This window comes from Flavobacterium sp., from assembly GCF_046073885.1.
In the GTDB taxonomy this organism is placed as follows: domain Bacteria; phylum Bacteroidota; class Bacteroidia; order Flavobacteriales; family Flavobacteriaceae; genus Flavobacterium.
Window position 1 is genome coordinate 14,434 of sequence record NZ_JBJTND010000066.1, and the last position, 19,138, is coordinate 33,571.

Consider the following 19,138-nt stretch of genomic DNA (forward strand, 5'->3'; position numbering starts at 1 on the left):
TGTAGCATTTTTAAGTAATTATACTAAATTTTTACCTTTTTTTAGTTCAATTACAGTGATTTCAGGCATAATTCCTACTCTTCCCGGGTAAGCATGATAGCCAAAACCGCGATTTACATAAATATATTTGCCCGATTTTTCATACAAACCAGCCCATTGATCGTATACATATTGCGCTGGACTCCATTTTAAAACCCCTGGAATTTCAATTCCAAATTGCAATCCATGAGTATGTCCTGAAAGCATTAAATGAAAATCTTTAGGATGGGCGTTCACCTCAGCATCCCAATGACTTGGATCGTGACTCATCAAAATTTTAAATTCTTCTTGAGTCAATCCTTCTGAAGCTTTATTTAAATCCCCAGCTTTCTTAAAATGTTTCCCCCAATTTTCAACTCCAACTAAGGCTATTTTATCATTTCCTTTTGAAATGTAGGTGTTTTCGTTTAACATTAAGTTGAAACCTATTTTACCATACAACTCTTTTATAGCTTGAAAATTGGCCTCTTTATCTTTTTCTGATTTCCAATCTACATATTCGCCATAATCATGGTTCCCTAAAACAGAATATTTTCCGTATTTATGAGGCCGAATTCTATTGAAAGTAGCAATCCAAGGCAGCATTTCTTTGGCATGGGTGTTAACAATATCCCCAGTAAATAATATCATATCGGATGCCTGTTCGTTAATTAAATCAATGGCATAATTGATCTTATCTGGATTATCAAAACTACCGCTATGTACATCCGAAATTTGAGTGATTTTAAACCCATCAAATTCGTCGGGTAAATCGGGGAAAAACAGTTGCTGGGTAATTACTTTATAATTGTATTTACCTAAAGTCATTCCGTATATTAAAGAAGTAAATGGAATAGCTGCTAATCCTAAAGCAACCTGACTCACAAATTTTCGTCTATCTGGCAAAAAAGAAGTGCTTGGGGTAGAACTCGAAAAGCGATTTACTAATCCGTAACCTACTCTAAAAAGATCTTCAAAGAATAATATAAATGTAATTACAAGTTTTGGCACCACTACGAGCAACAACAATCCTAGTGTAATCATGGTCATTGGGGTTTGCCCAACACTTCGATCAAATTTAGAAAATTGGTAGGCTATAAACACAATTGCTCCAAATGAAACAGCGCAATAGGTTGTTAAAACCCATCGAACTTTGGTAAAAGTTTTTACTGCTTGAAATACATAAAGTTCCAATATAAGAACCATTGTAAAAAAGAGCACTAGGCGAAAAATCATAAATAAAAATTTTAGCAAAAGTAAAAATGATTATTCTTACAAAACATAAATTTTAGTTAATCTTTATGATTATATTTATTTATTAAAAACTATTTTTGTTTCCTAACCTAAAAACCCCTCAAAATGAAAAAAATTATATTCATTGTTATTTTTTTTCCAATAATTTGCTTTTCGCAAGACCAATTAACATATAAAAGTGGTGGCCGAATTTATAATTCAGATAATCAAAAACTTACAGGTGATGATGTTAGAAGTATGATGGAAAAAAATTCCGAAGAACTTAAACTATACAATGCAGGAAAAAGTAAACAAACCGTTGGAAACATAATGCTTTATGGTGGAATTGCTACTGTAGCAATAAACCACTATTCAATTATACAAAATGCTAATAATAAAGGAGCTATTAATTCAGATAGAAATATTCCTTATATTATTGGTGCCGGATTAATAATAACTTCAATTCCAATTAAAATAGGCTTTTCAAAAAAAATAAAAAAAGCTGTTACTTTAATTAATGAAGGGTTAAAAAATCCAAAAACTAGCTTTAATGTTGAATCAACAAATTTCATTTCCAATTCCAATGGAGTAGGATTTTCAATTACTTTTTAATTTCAAAAAATGTCTCAAAAACGTCTTTATTTACTGGATGCCTATGCGTTAATTTTTCGCGGTTACTTTGCTTTTATAAAAAACCCACGAATCAACTCCAAAGGAATGGATACCTCTGCCATAATGGGATTTATGAATGCCCTAATGGATGTTATTAAAAGAGAAAAACCCGATCATTTGGCCGTAGCTTTTGACAAAGGTGGTAGCGATTACCGTTTTGAAATGTATCAAGAATATAAAGCCCATCGAGACGAAACACCCGAGGCAATAAAAATAGCTGTGCCCTACATACAGGAGTTACTTCGTGCCATGCACATTCCGATTATTGAAAAAGCAGGGTATGAAGCCGATGACTTAATTGGAACTATTGCGAAACAAGCCGAAAAAGAAAATTTCAAGGTCTTTATGGTCACCCCCGATAAAGATTTTGCTCAATTGGTTTCTGAAAATATTTTCATGTACAAACCAGCTCGAATGGGTAACGACATCGAAATATGGGGGATTCCTGAAGTTTTAGCCAAATTTGAAATTGAAAGACCCGAACAAGTAATTGATTACCTTGGAATGATGGGAGATTCTGCCGATAACATTCCAGGATTTCCGGGTGTTGGTGAAGTTACAGCCAAAAAATTATTGAAGGAATTTGGCAGTATGGAAAACCTTCTTGAAAATACCGATAAACTAAAAGGGGCTTTAAAAGATAAAATTGAAAACAACAAAGAACTCGGAATTTTATCTAAAAAACTTGCTCGAATCTTACTGGATTGCCCTGTTACATTTAATGCTCCCGACTATGAATTGTCTAAACCCGATGTAGAAAAAACCGATGCGCTATTTCAAGAATTGGAGTTTCGCCAAATGAAAGCGCAGTTTGATAAATTTTTTGGCACTGGAAAAGAATACGATGAGATTGACACCAATGAGTCTTCTGCACAAGCAAGTAATGAAGCTGCACCAAGGAAAGCGCCAGCAAAAAGAACGAATGAAGATCAATTTGATTTATTTGGTTTCACCGATGATGATGGTGAAGGCAGTTCAATTTCAAATTCAAATTATGCTACATTAGAAACTACAGAGCACTTCTATCAAACTGTTCAAGGTGATTTGCCGGTAAAATTATTATTGCAAAATTTATTGCAGCAAAATTCGGTTTGTTTTGATACCGAAACAACCGGAATAGATTCTTTAAATGCAGAATTGGTTGGAATGTCATTTTCTTTTGAAAAAGGAAAAGCATTTTATGTACCTTTCCCAGAAAACAGAGAGGAAGCACAGCAATTACTAGATAAATTCAAGCCGTTTTTTGAAAATGAAAACATTGAAAAAATAGGACAAAATATTAAATACGATTTGAAAATTCTGTCGCAATATGGTATTTCCATTAAAGGAAAATTATTTGATACCATGATTGCGCATTACTTAATTAATCCGGATATGCGTCACAATATGGATGTATTATCGGAAACGTATTTAAAATATTCTCCAAAATCAATTGAAGATTTAATTGGAAAAAAAGGGAAAAACCAAAAATCGATGCGCGATGTTGCATTAGAAGAAATTAAAGAATATGCCGCTGAAGATGCCGATGTAACCTTCCAATTGAAACAAAACTTCAGTCCGATTTTAGACAAAGCCGAGACCAAAAAACTATTTGATGAAATCGAAATTCCGCTGATACCTGTTCTTGCAGCGATGGAGTTAGAAGGAATTAACTTAGATGTTCCATTTTTGCAATTGATGTCGGTTGAAATGGCAAAAGAAAGTGCAGCATTGGAACAAAAAATCTATGAAACCGCTGGAGAGAAATTCAATTTAGCTTCGCCTAAACAATTGGGAGACATCTTATTTGACAAGCTTAAAATTGGCGGAGCCAAACAAAAGAAAACCAAAACCGGGCAATATGCCACTGGGGAAGAAATATTATCATATTTAGCCAATGACAATCCTATTGTAAAAGACATACTGGAATGGCGTCAAATGGTGAAATTGCAAAGCACCTATATCGATGCGTTGCCAAATCAAGTAGATCAAAAAACCGGTCGTGTGCATACCGATTACATGCAAACGGTTGCGGCAACTGGAAGGCTAAGTTCTAATAATCCGAACTTGCAAAATATTCCAATTCGAACCGAACGCGGACGATTAATTCGAAAAGCGTTTATTGCAAGAGACGAAAATTACACCTTGGTTTCTGCGGATTATTCTCAAATAGAATTGCGCATCATTGCCGCATTATCGGGAGAAGAAAACATGATTAAGGCGTTTCAAAACAATGAAGACATTCACCGAAGCACCGCCGCCAAAGTCTTTAATGTGCCTCTAGAAGAAGTTACCAAAGAACAACGAAGCAATGCCAAAACGGTAAACTTCGGAATCATTTATGGCGTTTCTGCTTTTGGATTGAGTAACCAAACCAATTTATCTCGAAAAGAAAGTGCCGAATTAATTGATGCGTATTATGCAACCTATCCAAAACTAAAATCCTACATGCAAAACCAAGTAGATTTTGCTAGAGAAAATGGTTATGTGCAAACGGTTTTAGGAAGAAGACGTTATTTAAAAGACATCAATTCTGCCAATCAAATGGTGCGAAGTGGTGCCGAACGAAATGCTGTAAACGCCCCTATTCAAGGTTCGGCTGCCGATATCATTAAGATCGCCATGATTAATATTTACAACCGATTAACTTCAGAAAATTGGAAATCTAAAATGCTATTGCAAGTACATGATGAGCTCGTTTTTGATGTACACCAAAGTGAATTGGAGAAAATCCAACCGATGATTAAACACGAAATGGAAAATGCTTTTAAACTAGAAGTCCCATTAGAAGTAGAAATTGGATTGGGTAAAAACTGGTTGGAAGCACATTAAAAAGTAACTAGTTTTCAGTAGTCAGTATTCAGATTTTTAGACTTTAATTCCACAATTTTGACATTCCGAAGGAATCTAAGATTGAATTGTATTATTTTTAGCTCCAATATTAAAATTTCTATATTTGCCGAAATATTTTCAAAATGGCGCTAATTACATTTTCTAAAAAATCAACACAAACTATTAAATCAATTACTAATAGTAGGTACCTTGATTTTATTGGATTGGTAATTGTATTGGTAGGGTCTGTTGTTTTGGGATATCATAAAACCGAGATTCCTATTCATTTTAACACTACAACCTTTAATTTTCCTTTAGGAATTTTTTCAATTATTAATGTAGGTTTTTCCATGGTTTCCACTCGTTTGGTAACTAAAAAAAATAACTTAGGAAATTTAATTGGAACTTTAAATACCGCTCTGAGTGGCGCAATAGATTTTCTTTTAGGAAATGCAGCCGCAATCCTTACCTATCCTATTTCATTTATTGGAAACTATATTGCTTATCGATTTTGGAAAAAGAAAAAAATCCTGAATAGCATCGATGCGATCTTTTACAGAAATTTAGGATTCGGAATGGTTTTATCTTTGATTTTAAATTACCTGGGATTTACTTATTTTAGTGACAAACCAATAGATTGGCAACTGTTTTTTGCCATTGCAATTCCGGCCGGAATTAGTTTTGGAGGCACTTTTAATAACAGCCGCATGTATCCAGATAACTGGTTTATGTGGCAGTTATACAACTTGTCTAAAATTGTACAAAGCGTACTTATTTTAAACATTGCCAATACCATTAAATATATATTTTACTTCTTTAATGCCATAATTGGCTACATCACTTGGAATGATGACAAAGTGAAAAACACTATAATTTCCGAGTAGAATCGCGTTGGCGTAATTCGGTTTTAATTACCGATGTTCTATAATTGTTGCTCTCTTCTTTGCTTTCCAATCGTTCAATTAGCATTTTTGTGGCTTCGGCACCTATTTCAGGTCCATGCTGACTAACGGTAGACAAACTTGGAGTCATTCTTCTAGACCATACCCCATCTGCAAATCCAATAACCGAATATTCTTCAGGGATTTTTAAACCTTTTTTTATTCCCAATTTCATTGCCATTCCAGAAGTATGCTCGTCTAATGCAAATACGGCATCAATAGAATGCTTATTGTAAAAATCTTTTACTTGATCATCAAAATCATCAACATTATCGGTAAGAATAACTAAGTCTTCGTTCACCTTTAACCCTTTTTGTTCAAAGGCTTTGTAAAATCCTTTTGTTCTTAGATTAGAAACACTAAGCTGATTTATTGAAGTAAACAATGCAATGTTTTTACAACCAGAGTCAATTAAATGATTGGTTGCGTTTATAGCACTTTCATAATCATCAACAATTACTTTATCACAATTTACTTCTTCAGCAATACGGTCAAACATTACTATTGGAGTACCTTCATTAATTATGGAGGAAATATGATCAAATTTTTGGGCTTTTTGAGTTTCTTTAGAAGTAGACAAAATGAAACCATCAATAGTGCCATTACTAAGCATGTCCAATATTGCAATTTCTTTTTCTAAAGACTCATTACTAATACATGTAAGCACTTTGTATCCTTTTTCATCGGCTACCTTCTCAATACCTTTAAATACTTTGGCAAAAAACGAATTCAATATATTCGGAATAATAACCCCAATTGTTCGCGTAGATCTATTTTTTAGATTTAATCCAATACTATTTGGCTTGTATTTTTTTAGTTTAGCATACTCTTGAACCCTAATTTTGGTAGGTTCACTAATTTCCGGACTGTCGTTCAAAGCTTTTGAAACGGTAGATACAGAAACGCCCAACTCTTTCGCAATTTGTTTTAAGGTAGCTTTTGATTTCATCTTACATATAAATAAGATGTAAAACTACAAAATTTTATTATACAAATCAATACCATAAATTAGGCGTAAAATATAGTTGCAGCGAATGATTGGGCTTTATTTACAATCCATTTTCCCGCTTTCATTTCTAGTCTGCCACTGCGTGGCAGAGCTAACCATTCAATCGGGGCTAGAAAGAAAAATGGTACATTTTTGTATATATCTATAATTCAACTGAAAAGAAAAACGAAAACCTGTTTGCATATATAATAAATAATTGTACTTTTGCACTCCCTTAATTGGGAATGGAATGTTTAATTAAAAAAAATTATTGTGAACACATTAAGCTACAAGACAGTTTCAGTGAACAAAGCCACAGCAGACAAGCAGTGGATTGTTGTAGATGCTGAAGGTCATAACTTAGGTCGTTTTGCTTCAAAAGTAGCTATGCTATTAAGAGGTAAATACAAGCCAAGTTATTCACCGCACGTTGATTGTGGAGATAACGTAATTGTTATCAACGCAGACAAAATCAACCTAACTGGAAACAAACTTGACGATAAAACGTACATTCGTCACACAGGTTATCCAGGAGGACAAAGAAGCTTGACTGCTAAAGTAATGCAACAAAAAAATCCTGAATTATTAGTGGAAAAAGCTGTAAAAGGAATGTTGCCTAAAAACAAATTAGGAGCGCAACTTTTCCGTAATTTAGATGTAAATGTTGGTTCAGAGCACAAACATGCTGCTCAAAAACCAAAAACCGTTAACCTTAACGACTTAAAGTAATGGGAGTTATTCACAAAATCGGTAGAAGAAAATGTGCTGTTGCACGTGTGTACGTTACTGAAGGAACAGGTAAAATTACCGTAAACAAAAGAGAGTTTGCAACTTACTTTCCAACAGCTACTTTACAGTACAAAGTTTTACAACCAATGTCTATGACAGAAAACGTAAACAACTTTGACGTAAAAGTAAATGTATACGGAGGTGGTTCAACAGGTCAAGCAGAAGCTGTGAGAATGGCTTTAGCAAGAGTAATGTGTGAAGTTGGTGAAGGAAACAGAGCCATCTTAAAACCAGAAGGATTACTTACAAGAGATCCAAGAATGGTAGAACGTAAAAAATTCGGTCAGAAAAAAGCACGTAAGAGATTCCAATTCTCGAAACGTTAATATTCGATATTTATCAGAATATTTTTTCAGAACCCTTTTTACAATTAAAATTGAATTAAAAACAAAGTTGTCGATATTCCTTATTAAAAGGGAATTAGTTTAGCATCTAAATGAAGCCTAAAAGCTCAAAAAGCGAAAGGAACATTGCTAATCACGGAACGTAAACTATTACACAATGGCAAAAAAAATTGACGTTAAAGAATTATTAGAAGCAGGTGTTCACTTCGGACACATGACTCGTAAATGGGACCCAAACATGGCTCCTTACATTTATATGGAACGTAATGGTATTCACATCATTAATCTATATAAAACGGCTGCAAAAATTGAAGAAGCTGGAGAAGCTATGAAAAAAATTGCAGCATCTGGTAGAAAAATACTTTTCGTAGCTACCAAAAAACAAGCAAAAGATATCGTTTCAGAAAAAGCTTTAGCTTGCAACATGCCTTACATCACTGAAAGATGGCCTGGTGGTATGTTAACAAACTTCGTTACTATCCGTAAAGCTGTTAAAAAAATGGCTACTATTGATAGAATGAAAAAAGACGGTACTTTCATGACGCTTTCTAAAAAAGAAAGACTTCAAGTAGATCGTTTACGCTCTAAGTTAGAAAAAAACTTAGGATCTATAGCTGACATGTCTAGATTACCTGCTGCATTATTTGTAGTAGATATCAAAGCTGAACACATCGCAATAAAAGAAGCACAAAAATTAAACATTCCAGTTTTCGCAATGGTTGATACCAACTCTGATCCTCGTGAGGTAGATTATGTTATCCCTGCAAATGATGATGCTTCTAAATCAATCGATAAGATTTTAACTTTAGTTACAGACGCTGTAAAAGACGGATTAGCTAACAGAACTTCTGAAAAAGACGGAGAAGATGCTCCAGAAGCGGAAGAAGTTGCTGCGGAAGAAGTTGCTGCTATTGTAGAAGAAGCTGTTGAAGCTCCTGCTGCTGAAGAAGCTGCTGAAGAGACAAAATCTGAAGAATAAGACAATATAATTACGAATTATGAATTTCGAATTACGTTGTTTTAGCGTAATTTCTAATTCGTAATTCGTAATTTACTTTTTTAAAAACTTTTAATTTTAAAATATTATGGCAACAATTACTGCTGCAGACGTAAATAAATTAAGAACAATCACCGGTGCAGGTATGATGGACTGCAAAAAAGCTTTAGTAGAAGCGGATGGAGATTTTGATTTAGCAATTGAAAACCTTAGAAAAAAAGGTCAAAAAGTTGCTGCTAACAGATCTGACAGAGAATCTACTGAAGGAGCTGCAATTGCAGTTGTAAGTGCAGACAAAACTACTGGTGTTGTAATCACATTAAATTGCGAAACAGACTTCGTTGGAAAAAATGAAGGTTTCGTAAAATTAGCTACTGAATTAGCTAACCAAGCATTAAACTATGCTACTAAAGAAGAATTTTTAGCTTCTGATTTCCACGGAATCACTGTTGCTGAAAAATTAATCGAGCAAACAGGTGTTATTGGAGAAAAAATTGAAGTTGCTTCTTTCCAAAGATTAAGCGGTGCTTTTGTTGGTTCTTACATTCACGCAGGAAACAAAATTGCTACTTTAGTTGCCCTTTCTTCTAACGTTGCTGGCGGTGAAGAAGCTGCAAGAAACGTAGCGATGCAAGCTGCTGCAATGAATCCAATTGCTTTAGATGAAGCGGGTGTTGATGCATCAATCATTGAAAAAGAAATTGAAATTGCTAAAGATCAATTACGTCAAGAAGGAAAACCAGAAGCTATGTTAGACAATATCGCTAAAGGTAAAATTCAACGTTTTTACAAAGACAATACTTTAGTAAATCAAGATTATATTAAAGATGGTTCTATGAGCGTTTCTGCTTACGTTAATTCGGTAGATGCTGGTTTAACTGTAACAGGATTCAGTCGAGTTGCTTTAGGATAATTTTTTCTAAACAAATAATAAAAAACCTCGTTCCAAAAGAACGAGGTTTTTTTATGTATCTTTATTTAGTAAATGTTTTTAATTGAAAGCTTTCCCCATCAAAAACTCCGTAAGTAAAATAGCCAATCCAATCTCCCAGATTAACATATTCTGAGTTTTCTCCTATAGTAAGTTGCAAAGGCAAATGACGGTGTCCAAAAACAAAATAATTATAGTGTTTCGATTCTAATTTGCGTTTAGCATATTGAATCAACCATTCTTTATCTTCTCCTAAAAACACCACATCTTCAGCTCCAGAAATCAATTTGTTTTTCACCGATAAGTATTGGGCTAAACGCATCCCAAGATCGGGATGAAGCCATCGGTACAACCATTTAGAAAACGGATGCACAAACACCTTTTTCATGCGTTTGTATCCTTTATCTCCAGGGCCTTTACCGTCTCCATGGCCTATTAAGAAGGTTTTATTATAAAAGGTAAATTCTTTATTATCGTGATAAACGGGAATATTCAACTCTTTTTGAAAATAATCATCCATCCACAAATCGTGGTTACCCACAAAGAAATAAATGGGAATTCCACTGTCTCTGATTTCGGCTAATTTTCCTAAAATTCTTACAAATCCCTTTGGAACTACCGTTTTATATTCAAACCAAAAATCGAATAAATCTCCCAATAAAAAAATTGCTTCTGCATCTTGCTTCACCTCATCAAGCCAAGCAACAAACTTTTGTTCCCTTGGAAAGCTTACCTCTGGAGTTGGAGCCCCAAAGTGCTGATCGGATGCAAAATATATTTTCTTAGAAGTCATATTATAAATTATCAGAAGCGTACCATTCAGCAAAAGAGCTTTCGGTTTCTTGTAATTTTAAAGAGTGCAATTGTATTGAACTAGGAAGACGATCATTAATTTTCTTGGCGAAATCAATAACCATATTTTCACTTGTAGGCTGATAGTTAACCAAAATCACATGATGCCCTCTGTTTTTTAATTCTTCAGCTAATTCCACATGAGGTGTGTTTTGATTAAAAACAGTTGCATGGTCAAATAAATCAACAATTTCTTCACGAACTATTTTCTTTAAATCTGAAAAGTCAATTACCATTCCATATTTTACATTCGTAGTATCTGTAATTGGAGTTCCAATAACGGTAACTGATAACTTATAACTGTGCCCGTGTACATTTTTACATTTTCCATCATAACCATACAAAGCATGACCTGTTTCAAAAGAAAATTGTTTGGTAATTCTTATTTTACTCATAAAGGAATTATTTGAATGCAAATTTAATAAATTTTACTCGTTATCATTCCGGTTTTTAGCGCGATAATACATCCAGTATGCAATTATCACCAAAATCACAAACGGTAAATAGGATCCAATTGCAATGCCTATTTGATAGGAAGAATTGGGGGCGTGCTTAACTTTTTCGGCAATAGTTACTTGTTGCAAGGTAAGTAGTAAACTCATAGAAAGAAAAATTAATAAAAAAATAAGGCCTTGAGGCCTTATTAATTATTCTAAATATTATGGGTTAATTTGGAATGATTGATTTTCATTTGCTAATGCTGCCCTTGCATTTAGCACTTTATTATCACTTCCTACGATAAATGCTGCAAAGCTAATATTAGCTGGATTTGAAATATTAGCTGGAATTGGAAGGGTAAAAGGTTGAACGATCTCGCTTCCATTTGTAGTTCCAGTAAGAGGGTCTCCTAAAATATTTGTGATAGCGCTTCTTAAAACATGATTGTGCTCAAAATTAGGAATTGGGTTTACTCCATTATAATAATTGGTATAATTTCGTTGATCATAGTGCAGTTTATCTTCTAATAAATAAACAACTAATTTTAAATTAGAGTAATTTTGAATGAACTTCATTTTTACTTCTAAATTAATTGTACCATTAGAAACCGTCGAATTTAAGGCTAATCCTAAAAAGGTATTATTACCGGTTAAATCAATTGCTTGTTGGATATTGGTTGGCTCTGGAAAAGTCCAAACTGTCATTCTATTCAATCTAGAAACCGGCAGAGCGAGTTGTGTATTTGGTAAAATTAAATCTTTAAGTGGAGCTATTCCATCAAAATTATAGGGATCATTACCATTATGAATAGCCACTGTAACCGCTTTATCTGTTTGGAGTTTTACTTGGTCTACAGCATAGGCAACACGTGTGCAATTTCCGCACCAAGTACCTGTATAATCTTCAATTAATACATTCTTTTTAAAATTTCCAGAAACTGGAGCAGCATCTGGGTTTTGATCTGGCAAGTTTTCAATAACATTAGTCTCTGAACAAGCAGAAAATAAAAAAGTGCCAAATAACAAAGCCAGTAAGAATATTTTTTTCATAACTTTAATAATCATTCTATTAAACCTAATACAAATTAAACAAAATAAATTTTAATCCTATTCATTTTATTCATTAATTTGTAAATCAAACCGTTTTTATGAAAAAAATTATCCTTTTGTTCCTTTTTATTGGATTATATTCTTACTCACAAAAGAACTTACCTGATTTAAGTTTATCCAATCTTGAAGGAAAAAAAATTTCCTTAAAAAATGATTTTTCCGAAAAAGATAAATTGTATATTTTTTCTTTTTGGGCTAGTTGGTGTGCGCCATGTATTAACGAACTAGACGAAATGAACGAAGTACAAGCTGAGTGGAAAAAAACAATCAACTTTGAAGTAATTGCAGTTGCAACTGATGATACAAGAACTCAAAAAAGAGTGAAACCATTAGTTAGTGGCAAAGAATGGGATTACACTATTTTATTGGATACCAATCAAGATTTTAAGAGAGCTCTTTCTATAGTAAATATTCCATACACTATTGTGGTAAAGAACAATAAAATTGTACATATTCAAAATGGTTATGTGCCAGGAAATGAAGTCGATTTATACGAAAAATTGAAGTCTTTGTAAGATTTTGAATCAAAAACAAATATTGAAATGAAACTACGCCAATTGCTTTTTTTATTAATCCCAATTACTCTATTTTCTCAAGAAAAGGAAAAAGGCAATGTCTTTGGGGGATTTGAATCCAATTCACAATGGTATCTTAACGATACCGGGTTAATTGATGAATTTCAAAATCCTACTTCTCATCCAGAAAACCCATTACGAACCAACAGTTATTTATTTGTAAATTATAAATACAAAAATTGGACAGCAGGAATTCAAGGTGAGGCTTATGAAAAAAATGCCTTATTAAATATGAATCCGAAATATGTAGGCACCAATGTGGCAACCTATTTTATTCAATATAAAAACGAAAAGATTGACGTTACCGCTGGGTATTTTTATGAGCAATTTGGCAGCGGATTACTTTACCGTAGTTGGGAAGACCGTGCTTTAGGTATAAATAATGCATTGCGTGGAGGAAGATTTATTTACAAACCAACAAAATACCTTGTTTTTAAATCAATATACGGGCAACAAAGGACAGGTTTTGATGTAGCTAATAGTAAAATTTATGGGTTGGATACCGAAATTACTTTGTCGGATATTTTTAAATACAATACTACTAATCTTTCTCTTGGATTAACTTATGTTGGAAGAGATGAAAAAACAGATATTGAAAATCCAAAATTCAATAGCTTAACAAATGGCTTTGCTGGAAGATTAAATTTAACACATAACTCTTTTTATCTTTCCTCTGAATTTGATTATAAATCAAAAGATGCTGTGGTACAAGTTACCGATCAAATTGATAATAATTTAATTAAACCCGGTAGTGCCGTTATACTTAACCTTGGTTATTCTAAAAAAGGTTTTGGTATCGATGGAACTTTTAGAAGATTGGAAAACATGGGGTTCTTCTCGGAAAGAGGAGCTAAAGGCAATTCCTACAATGATAGAATCATGAATTTTATTCCGAGTTTAACCAAACAAAATCACTATAATCTAGCGAATATTTATGTATATCAGGCGCAGCCAAATGTAATTCTTGCTGATAAAGATTTAGTAAAAGCGGGCGAAATTGGAGGGCAAGTTGATTTGTTTTATGATTTCAAAAAGGGATCCTCATTGGGCGGTAAAAACGGAATGAAATTGGCTTTTAATTTTTCAAATTGGAATGCACTTGGTGGAACTTTTTATATCTATAATCCACAAGATTACAAAACAGATTTCCTAGGATTTGGCAAAAGATATTTCACTGATTATAATTTGGAAGTAACTAAAAAATGGAATGCAAAATGGCAATCGATTTTTAGTTACAGCAATCAATATTACAACAAGAAAATGATCCAAGAAACTGCAGGTGAAGTAAATGCATCTATTGTTGCAGCTGAAGCAACTTATAAATTTAATTCTACCAAATCAATACGAGTGGTTGGGGAGCATTTATGGGCAGATCACGATAAGAAAAACTGGGCTGGAGGTACCGTTGAAATGAATTTAAATTCTAAACTATCGTTCTTCTTATCCGATTTATATAATTATGGAAATGAATTAGACTATATGCGTAACCACTATTATAATATTGGTGGAGCATTTAGAAAAAATTCTACCCGTATTGCTTTAAACTATGGACGTCAAAGAGGTGGATTAGTATGTGTAGGTGGTGTATGTAGGTATGTTCCTGAAAGTTCTGGTTTGGCATTATCATTAAACACTTCATTTTAGTTCATATGCCTACTATAAATAAATATCTTTTTTTATTTGTAGGCGGTTGTCTATTGATGCTCAATTCTTGTAGCACAAAGGATGATTATGTTTCCGTTCCTGTTTCTCCCGTTGTAGTTGATTTAACTCAGGTTCCTTATCCTAAATTATCTGATTATAAGTTTTTTGAAGGTGAATTAAAAAATATGTCTCCAGCATATGGGGTTTTACCATACAAACCTACCAGCGAATTATTTACTGACTATGCCGAAAAAAAACGATTTGTATGGATTCCAAATGGACTGAAAGCTTCTTATCAAGGAGATGCTAAAATTCTTGATTTACCTGTAGGATCGGCGGTAATAAAAATGTTCTATTACAATCATGTTGTTCCAAATAATACAACAAGAATTGTTGAAACGAGGTTGATGATTAGAAAAGAAACGGGTTGGATTTTTGCAGAATATGTATGGAACTCTGAACAAACGGAAGCCTATTTACAAAATCAAGGCTCACAAACTGCTATTTCATGGACTGATGAATCCAATAATTTACGTTCAATTAATTATAAAATCCCTTCTACGGTTACCGATTGTAAAAGATGCCATGGATTAAACAATGGCTCCCGTTTCCCGCTGGGAATAAAGCCTCAAAATTTAAACAGCAATTTTAATTTTTCGGAGGGATCAAAAAATCAATTGAACAAATGGATTGAATATGGATATTTAGAAAATAATTTGCCGTCACAAATTGTCTCAGTTGTAGATTACAAAGACACCTCAAAATCATTAGATTTGAGAGTACGGTCATATTTTGATGCCAATTGTTCTCATTGTCACGTTGATGGTGGCGAAGCCGATGTATTTGATTTAAGATTTGGGTTTGATAAAACTACAGATCCAGCAAATATGGGAGTTGGGGTTCCGGCTCAGCACTATCTTGCGGGATACAATGGCCGAATTGTACAACCAGGAAATGTAGGACAATCTATATTGTTTTATCGCGTTCAAACTGAAACAGACAACTTCTACATGATGCCCGCGTTAGGAAGAACTATTAAGCATGATATGGGAGTGCAATTAATTCAGGATTGGATTAATTCTTTGTAGTTGAAAAAAATTAAAATCCCAGAATGAGTTTTGCGATTGAAAAATAAATCAAAATCCCGCAAATATCATTACTTGTTGTAATAAAAGGTCCTGTTGCAAGCGCAGGGTCAATCCCAAATTTATTTAATATAAGCGGAATAAAAGTCCCTATTAAAGAAGCAATAATTATCACCGAAATTAATGCAATGGTTACAATCATACCAATTTTTGGATTTACCCCCAATAAAAAATGACTCCCTACAAATAAGATTATTGCTAGCAACGATCCATTTAATAAGCTTAAAGTTATTTCTTTTAATAATCGATTAAAAATTGAGCCACTAATAGATTGATTAGCTAAACCTTGCACAATAATCGCAGAAGATTGAACTCCCACATTACCTGCCATAGCTGCAATAAGAGGTGTAAAGAAAAATAACTCTCCGTGTTTTAACATGGCTCCTTCAAATAAACCTAACATTTTAACACTTATAAAGCCTCCTAAAAGCGCCAAAACCAACCAGGGTAAACGCGCTTTGGTAAGTTGAAGTATGCTATCGTCGGCCTCTACATCTTGAGAGATCCCCGCTGCTAATTGGTAATCTTTATCTGCTTCTTCCTTGATTACATCTACGATATCATCAATCGTGATTCGGCCTACTAATCGGCCTAATTCATCTACAACAGGAATTGCTTCCAAGTCGTATTTTTGCATAATTCGTGCAACATCAACATTTGGAGTATCAACCTTTACATAATCCACTTTTTTGATGTATACATTGCTAATCATGGTTTTGGTAGAAGTCGTTAACAGATCCTTTAATGACAATCTTCCTTTTAATCGGTTTTCATCATCAACCACATAAATAGAATGAACTCTAGTAACATTCTCGGCTTGAATTCGCATTTCTTTAACGCAAGTAAGTACGTTCCAGTTTTCATTTACTTTCACCAATTCTTTACCCATCAATCCCCCCGCTTCATCTTCATTGTAGCGCAATAAATCTACAATGTCTTTAGCGTGTTCAACATCTTCAAGCTCAGAGATTACCTCTTGTTTTTTACTTTGGGAAAGTTCCGAGATAATATCGGCAGCATCATCAGTATCTAATTCATCTAGTTCTTCTGCAATTTCTTTAGCGGAAAGACCTTGAAGGATTTTTTCACGAATATCGTCTTCAAGTTCAGGAAGGATTTCGGCAGTAATTTCACTATCTAATATTTTAAAAATATAAGTAGCGTTTTCAATATCTAGTTCCTCAAAAATTTCGGCAATATCAGCATGGTGCAAGTCATTCAATAAAACTTCCAATTCCTTGTCGTTTTTTTGTTGAATAAGTTGCTCGATTTGAACTAACAGTTCTTTGCTGATTTTAAACTGCATTGGCCTCTATTTTTTGGGTTAGTTCTATAAATTGCTCTACCGATAATTGCTCAGGTCTGAGGTCAAAGATACTATCTTCTCGTAAATTATCGGACAAATTTAGTGATTTTAAACTATTTCGCATGGTTTTTCTACGCTGCTGAAATGCCATTTTCACAACCGTAAAAAGCAATTTTTCGCTACATGGCAAGGTGTAATTTTCTTTTCTGCGCATCCGCATCACCCCCGATTTTACCTTAGGCGGAGGATTAAACACATTTTCATCAACTGTAAATAAATACTCCACCTCATAAAATGCTTGTGCCAATACCGACAAAATTCCGTACACTTTACTGCCCTTTTTTGAGCATATTCGTTCGGCAACTTCTTTTTGAAACATGCCAGAAAACTCCGGAATTTGAATTCGATATTCTAATACTCGAAATACAATTTGAGTGGAAATATTGTAAGGGAAATTTCCAATAATGGCAAATTGTTCGCCTTTGAAAATTTCGTTTAAATCAAATTTTAAAAAATCTTTTGAGATGATTTTATCGCGTAAAGCGGGATAATTTTCCTGCAAATAAACCACCGATTCGGTGTCGATTTCAATAACATAAGTTGAAGTTGGCTTTTCAATTAGGTATTTTGTCAATACGCCCATTCCAGGACCAATTTCTAAAACAGATTGATATCCTTCTAAATTTAAAGTATCAGCAATTGCCTTGGCAATAGATTCGTCCTTTAAAAAATGTTGCCCGAGGTGCTTTTTTGCTTTTACTTTATCCATTGGGGTGGTATTAATTCGATTGAAAAAACTCAGAAACAAACTCCAGTTCGGTTCTAAAAGCAACAACTTTATCACCAAATAAAGCCAATGCTTCTGCTCTTAATTTTGGTGCATCTTCATCATAATAACGTTGCAAAGTGGCTTTACTGTCGGTAGTATACTGCGCGGCATAGGTAACTCCACCCATATCTTCTTCTACTAAAACTTTCACCAATCGTGCCGATGTAAATTTACCCGTTGCCAATACCTCTGGAATGTGTTTTTCTTGCATCCATTGTAACCATTGCTGTTGAATTGAAGTGTCTATATTACTTGTAACATTATATAAAATCATTGTTTCTGTTTTAAAATTAAATCTCCTTGTCTCCCCTAAGTTTCCTGTATTTCTTTTGAGCCGTTACATAATAAATACTGTCCTCGTGGTGGGTGATAATATCTTCATAAAGCGGTTGGGCATTGGTGACATCATTTAATTGAAAATAAATTTCTGCCGAAAAAAACAAGGCTTCATCAATGTAAATGCACTCTTTAAAATTGTCTAAAATTTGTTTGTAATTGGCTAAAGCCAATGTGGTATCGCCTAAACTTTCGTAAATTTTTCCAATTCGCAATAATGTAACTGGCTCAATAGCATCGCCCTTATTTTCTTTTAGAATAGCTTGAAATGCTGCCAATGCATCTTGTTTTTTATCTTGAAAAAGTAAAAAATCGGCACGCGAAAATTTCTTCAAGGCCACTTGAGTAGAATCTTCAACGGTATTATCAGAAATCAATAAAAACAAATCCAAAGCATCGTTGGCGATTAATTGGGTAGAAGCCGATTTTAACACTTCAAGCTGGTGGTTCGCCCACTTAAAATCGCCTTTGTAATAACTTGTTTTGGCAATTTTTAAATTGGCCTCTTGTCCAATCGGACTGTTATTGGCATCCGATTCTATTTGGGAATAATAAATTAATGCTTGATTGAATTTTTCTTCAAATAGCAACATATCGGCCAACTCCATTTTTATTTCTGCTGTTTGATCGCGATTGATTGGCATTTCTAAAACCCTTTTTAACAATGCTTTCCCGGCTTCAGAATCTTTTAAATTAAACGTTAAGAAATGTGCCTTTAACTTTAATAGCGATATAGTATACGGGCTTTCTCCATATTGTTTCAATAAGGTGTTTAATTCTAGTAAAATTGCTGGATAATCTTGCGGGGTAGCTTTAGCAATTTTCAACTCTACCAAATAGGCATTGGATTTTATTTGAAGGTCTAAATCTTTGGTGTTTAGTAAAACAAAATTCAATATTTCTTTCGCCGTTTCGGTGTCTTTTTCTTCAATAGCCAGCTGTGCCAGGTTTATTATATTTGAAAAAGATTCGGGGTTGCGTTTGTAAATTGCCTTTTGTTGAATAAATGCTTTCCCGTATTCTTTCATTTGAACATAAAACCAACTCAAGTACTCGTTCCAAAAAATATCTTGTGTTTTTTGAGCTCTAACTAGTAATGCTTTTTTCAAAGCTTCGTTGAAACTCACATCGCCATCTTCAATCATAAATCGGGCTAATTGATTTTGAATAACTGGAAGAT

The 19,138-nt window shown here is 33.7% G+C and carries 20 protein-coding genes; 10 read left to right on the forward strand and 10 right to left on the reverse strand.

Annotation, left to right across the window (positions count from 1 at the left end; all coding sequences use genetic code 11):
* Positions 1 to 18: 18 nt before the first annotated feature.
* On the reverse strand, positions 19 to 1,254 hold the full coding sequence (locus tag ACKOWY_RS08960; RefSeq protein WP_408941099.1) for a metallophosphoesterase: 1,236 nt from the start codon (positions 1,252 to 1,254) through the stop codon (positions 19 to 21).
* Positions 1,255 to 1,377: 123 nt separating this feature from the next.
* On the opposite strand from ACKOWY_RS08960, the gene ACKOWY_RS08965 reads away from it, so the two are divergent.
* The 3 genes from ACKOWY_RS08965 to ACKOWY_RS08975 all read left to right on the forward strand — a co-directional run bounded on the left by ACKOWY_RS08965 (position 1,378) and on the right by ACKOWY_RS08975 (position 5,618).
* Positions 1,378 to 1,863 (forward strand): hypothetical protein, encoded by a 486-nt coding sequence (locus tag ACKOWY_RS08965; protein ID WP_408941100.1) that lies wholly within the window; start codon positions 1,378 to 1,380, stop codon positions 1,861 to 1,863.
* 9 nt (positions 1,864 to 1,872) lie between these two features.
* Complete coding sequence (gene polA / locus ACKOWY_RS08970; RefSeq protein ID WP_408941101.1) at positions 1,873 to 4,734, forward strand: DNA polymerase I; 2,862 nt, start codon at positions 1,873 to 1,875, stop codon at positions 4,732 to 4,734.
* 143 nt (positions 4,735 to 4,877) lie between these two features.
* Positions 4,878 to 5,618 carry a nicotinamide mononucleotide transporter family protein gene (locus tag ACKOWY_RS08975; RefSeq protein ID WP_408941102.1) on the forward strand — a complete coding sequence of 247 codons (741 nt, stop codon included), beginning with the start codon at positions 4,878 to 4,880 and terminating at the stop codon, positions 5,616 to 5,618.
* Here ACKOWY_RS08975 and ACKOWY_RS08980 read toward each other — a convergent pair.
* Positions 5,602 to 6,624: a LacI family DNA-binding transcriptional regulator gene (locus tag ACKOWY_RS08980; protein ID WP_408941103.1), complete on the reverse strand. Its 1,023-nt coding sequence runs from the start codon at positions 6,622 to 6,624 to the stop codon at positions 5,602 to 5,604. The two genes, ACKOWY_RS08975 and ACKOWY_RS08980, sit on opposite strands and share 17 nt — an antisense overlap.
* Positions 6,625 to 6,936: 312 nt before the next feature.
* On the opposite strand from ACKOWY_RS08980, the gene rplM reads away from it, so the two are divergent.
* The 4 genes from rplM to tsf all read left to right on the forward strand — a co-directional run bounded on the left by rplM (position 6,937) and on the right by tsf (position 9,706).
* Entirely contained in the window at positions 6,937 to 7,392 is a 456-nt protein-coding gene (rplM, locus tag ACKOWY_RS08985; RefSeq protein WP_408941104.1) for a 50S ribosomal protein L13, read from the forward strand.
* On the forward strand, positions 7,392 to 7,778 hold the full coding sequence (gene rpsI / locus ACKOWY_RS08990) for a 30S ribosomal protein S9 (protein ID WP_353082779.1): 387 nt from the start codon (positions 7,392 to 7,394) through the stop codon (positions 7,776 to 7,778). The genes rplM and rpsI overlap by 1 nt, the downstream gene beginning before the upstream one ends.
* Positions 7,779 to 7,953: 175 nt before the next feature.
* Positions 7,954 to 8,775, forward strand: a complete 822-nt coding sequence (gene rpsB / locus ACKOWY_RS08995; protein ID WP_408941105.1) for a 30S ribosomal protein S2 — start codon at positions 7,954 to 7,956, stop codon at positions 8,773 to 8,775.
* Positions 8,776 to 8,881: 106 nt separating this feature from the next.
* Positions 8,882 to 9,706, forward strand: coding sequence for a translation elongation factor Ts (tsf, locus tag ACKOWY_RS09000; RefSeq protein WP_408941106.1), 825 nt, complete (start codon positions 8,882 to 8,884; stop codon positions 9,704 to 9,706).
* A 61-nt stretch (positions 9,707 to 9,767) separates the two neighbouring features.
* Here the strand turns inward: tsf and ACKOWY_RS09005 are convergent, their stop codons facing one another.
* From ACKOWY_RS09005 to ACKOWY_RS09020, 4 genes are read right to left on the reverse strand one after another with little or no spacing between them, the layout of a single operon-like run.
* Positions 9,768 to 10,517 carry a UDP-2,3-diacylglucosamine diphosphatase gene (locus ACKOWY_RS09005; protein ID WP_408941107.1) on the reverse strand — a complete coding sequence of 250 codons (750 nt, stop codon included), beginning with the start codon at positions 10,515 to 10,517 and terminating at the stop codon, positions 9,768 to 9,770.
* A 1-nt stretch (position 10,518) separates the two neighbouring features.
* Positions 10,519 to 10,971, reverse strand: coding sequence for a 6-pyruvoyl trahydropterin synthase family protein (locus ACKOWY_RS09010; protein WP_408941108.1), 453 nt, complete (start codon positions 10,969 to 10,971; stop codon positions 10,519 to 10,521).
* A 33-nt stretch (positions 10,972 to 11,004) separates the two neighbouring features.
* Positions 11,005 to 11,178: a hypothetical protein gene (locus ACKOWY_RS09015; RefSeq protein WP_408941109.1), complete on the reverse strand. Its 174-nt coding sequence runs from the start codon at positions 11,176 to 11,178 to the stop codon at positions 11,005 to 11,007.
* A 57-nt stretch (positions 11,179 to 11,235) separates the two neighbouring features.
* Entirely contained in the window at positions 11,236 to 12,063 is an 828-nt protein-coding gene (locus tag ACKOWY_RS09020; RefSeq protein ID WP_408941110.1) for an Omp28-related outer membrane protein, read from the reverse strand.
* A 98-nt stretch (positions 12,064 to 12,161) separates the two neighbouring features.
* On the opposite strand from ACKOWY_RS09020, the gene ACKOWY_RS09025 reads away from it, so the two are divergent.
* Genes ACKOWY_RS09025 through ACKOWY_RS09035 form a run of 3 tightly spaced genes read left to right on the forward strand, consistent with a single transcriptional unit; the run spans position 12,162 to position 15,430 of the window.
* Complete coding sequence (locus tag ACKOWY_RS09025; protein WP_408941111.1) at positions 12,162 to 12,638, forward strand: TlpA family protein disulfide reductase; 477 nt, start codon at positions 12,162 to 12,164, stop codon at positions 12,636 to 12,638.
* 27 nt (positions 12,639 to 12,665) lie between these two features.
* On the forward strand, positions 12,666 to 14,342 hold the full coding sequence (locus ACKOWY_RS09030; RefSeq protein ID WP_408941112.1) for a DUF6029 family protein: 1,677 nt from the start codon (positions 12,666 to 12,668) through the stop codon (positions 14,340 to 14,342).
* A 5-nt stretch (positions 14,343 to 14,347) separates the two neighbouring features.
* Positions 14,348 to 15,430: a hypothetical protein gene (locus ACKOWY_RS09035; protein WP_408941113.1), complete on the forward strand. Its 1,083-nt coding sequence runs from the start codon at positions 14,348 to 14,350 to the stop codon at positions 15,428 to 15,430.
* A 10-nt stretch (positions 15,431 to 15,440) separates the two neighbouring features.
* On the opposite strand, the gene mgtE is transcribed toward ACKOWY_RS09035, so the two are convergent.
* The 4 genes from mgtE to ACKOWY_RS09055 form a co-directional block, all read right to left on the reverse strand.
* Positions 15,441 to 16,793, reverse strand: a complete 1,353-nt coding sequence (mgtE, locus tag ACKOWY_RS09040; protein ID WP_408941114.1) for a magnesium transporter — start codon at positions 16,791 to 16,793, stop codon at positions 15,441 to 15,443.
* Entirely contained in the window at positions 16,783 to 17,562 is a 780-nt protein-coding gene (gene rsmA, locus ACKOWY_RS09045) for a 16S rRNA (adenine(1518)-N(6)/adenine(1519)-N(6))-dimethyltransferase RsmA (protein WP_408941115.1), read from the reverse strand. Before rsmA ends, mgtE begins: the two co-directional genes overlap by 11 nt.
* 10 nt (positions 17,563 to 17,572) lie before the next feature.
* On the reverse strand, positions 17,573 to 17,896 hold the full coding sequence (locus tag ACKOWY_RS09050; RefSeq protein ID WP_408941116.1) for a DUF4286 family protein: 324 nt from the start codon (positions 17,894 to 17,896) through the stop codon (positions 17,573 to 17,575).
* A 16-nt stretch (positions 17,897 to 17,912) separates the two neighbouring features.
* A partial coding sequence (locus ACKOWY_RS09055; RefSeq protein WP_408941117.1) for a tetratricopeptide repeat protein occupies positions 17,913 to 19,138 on the reverse strand: 1,226 nt, incomplete at its 5' end.

Coding starts and splice junctions, on each gene's coding strand:
- ACKOWY_RS08960 (WP_408941099.1), bottom strand. CDS start 1,254: ATGATTTTTCGCCTAGTGCTCTTTTTTACAATGGTTCTTATATTGGAA.
- ACKOWY_RS08965 (WP_408941100.1), top strand. CDS start 1,378: ATGAAAAAAATTATATTCATTGTTATTTTTTTTCCAATAATTTGCTTT.
- polA (WP_408941101.1), top strand. CDS start 1,873: ATGTCTCAAAAACGTCTTTATTTACTGGATGCCTATGCGTTAATTTTT.
- ACKOWY_RS08975 (WP_408941102.1), top strand. CDS start 4,878: ATGGCGCTAATTACATTTTCTAAAAAATCAACACAAACTATTAAATCA.
- ACKOWY_RS08980 (WP_408941103.1), bottom strand. CDS start 6,624: ATGAAATCAAAAGCTACCTTAAAACAAATTGCGAAAGAGTTGGGCGTT.
- rpsI (WP_353082779.1), top strand. CDS start 7,392: ATGGGAGTTATTCACAAAATCGGTAGAAGAAAATGTGCTGTTGCACGT.
- rpsB (WP_408941105.1), top strand. CDS start 7,954: ATGGCAAAAAAAATTGACGTTAAAGAATTATTAGAAGCAGGTGTTCAC.
- tsf (WP_408941106.1), top strand. CDS start 8,882: ATGGCAACAATTACTGCTGCAGACGTAAATAAATTAAGAACAATCACC.
- ACKOWY_RS09005 (WP_408941107.1), bottom strand. CDS start 10,517: ATGACTTCTAAGAAAATATATTTTGCATCCGATCAGCACTTTGGGGCT.
- ACKOWY_RS09010 (WP_408941108.1), bottom strand. CDS start 10,971: ATGAGTAAAATAAGAATTACCAAACAATTTTCTTTTGAAACAGGTCAT.
- ACKOWY_RS09015 (WP_408941109.1), bottom strand. CDS start 11,178: ATGAGTTTACTACTTACCTTGCAACAAGTAACTATTGCCGAAAAAGTT.
- ACKOWY_RS09020 (WP_408941110.1), bottom strand. CDS start 12,063: ATGAAAAAAATATTCTTACTGGCTTTGTTATTTGGCACTTTTTTATTT.
- ACKOWY_RS09025 (WP_408941111.1), top strand. CDS start 12,162: ATGAAAAAAATTATCCTTTTGTTCCTTTTTATTGGATTATATTCTTAC.
- ACKOWY_RS09030 (WP_408941112.1), top strand. CDS start 12,666: ATGAAACTACGCCAATTGCTTTTTTTATTAATCCCAATTACTCTATTT.
- ACKOWY_RS09035 (WP_408941113.1), top strand. CDS start 14,348: ATGCCTACTATAAATAAATATCTTTTTTTATTTGTAGGCGGTTGTCTA.
- mgtE (WP_408941114.1), bottom strand. CDS start 16,793: ATGCAGTTTAAAATCAGCAAAGAACTGTTAGTTCAAATCGAGCAACTT.
- rsmA (WP_408941115.1), bottom strand. CDS start 17,562: ATGGATAAAGTAAAAGCAAAAAAGCACCTCGGGCAACATTTTTTAAAG.
- ACKOWY_RS09050 (WP_408941116.1), bottom strand. CDS start 17,896: ATGATTTTATATAATGTTACAAGTAATATAGACACTTCAATTCAACAG.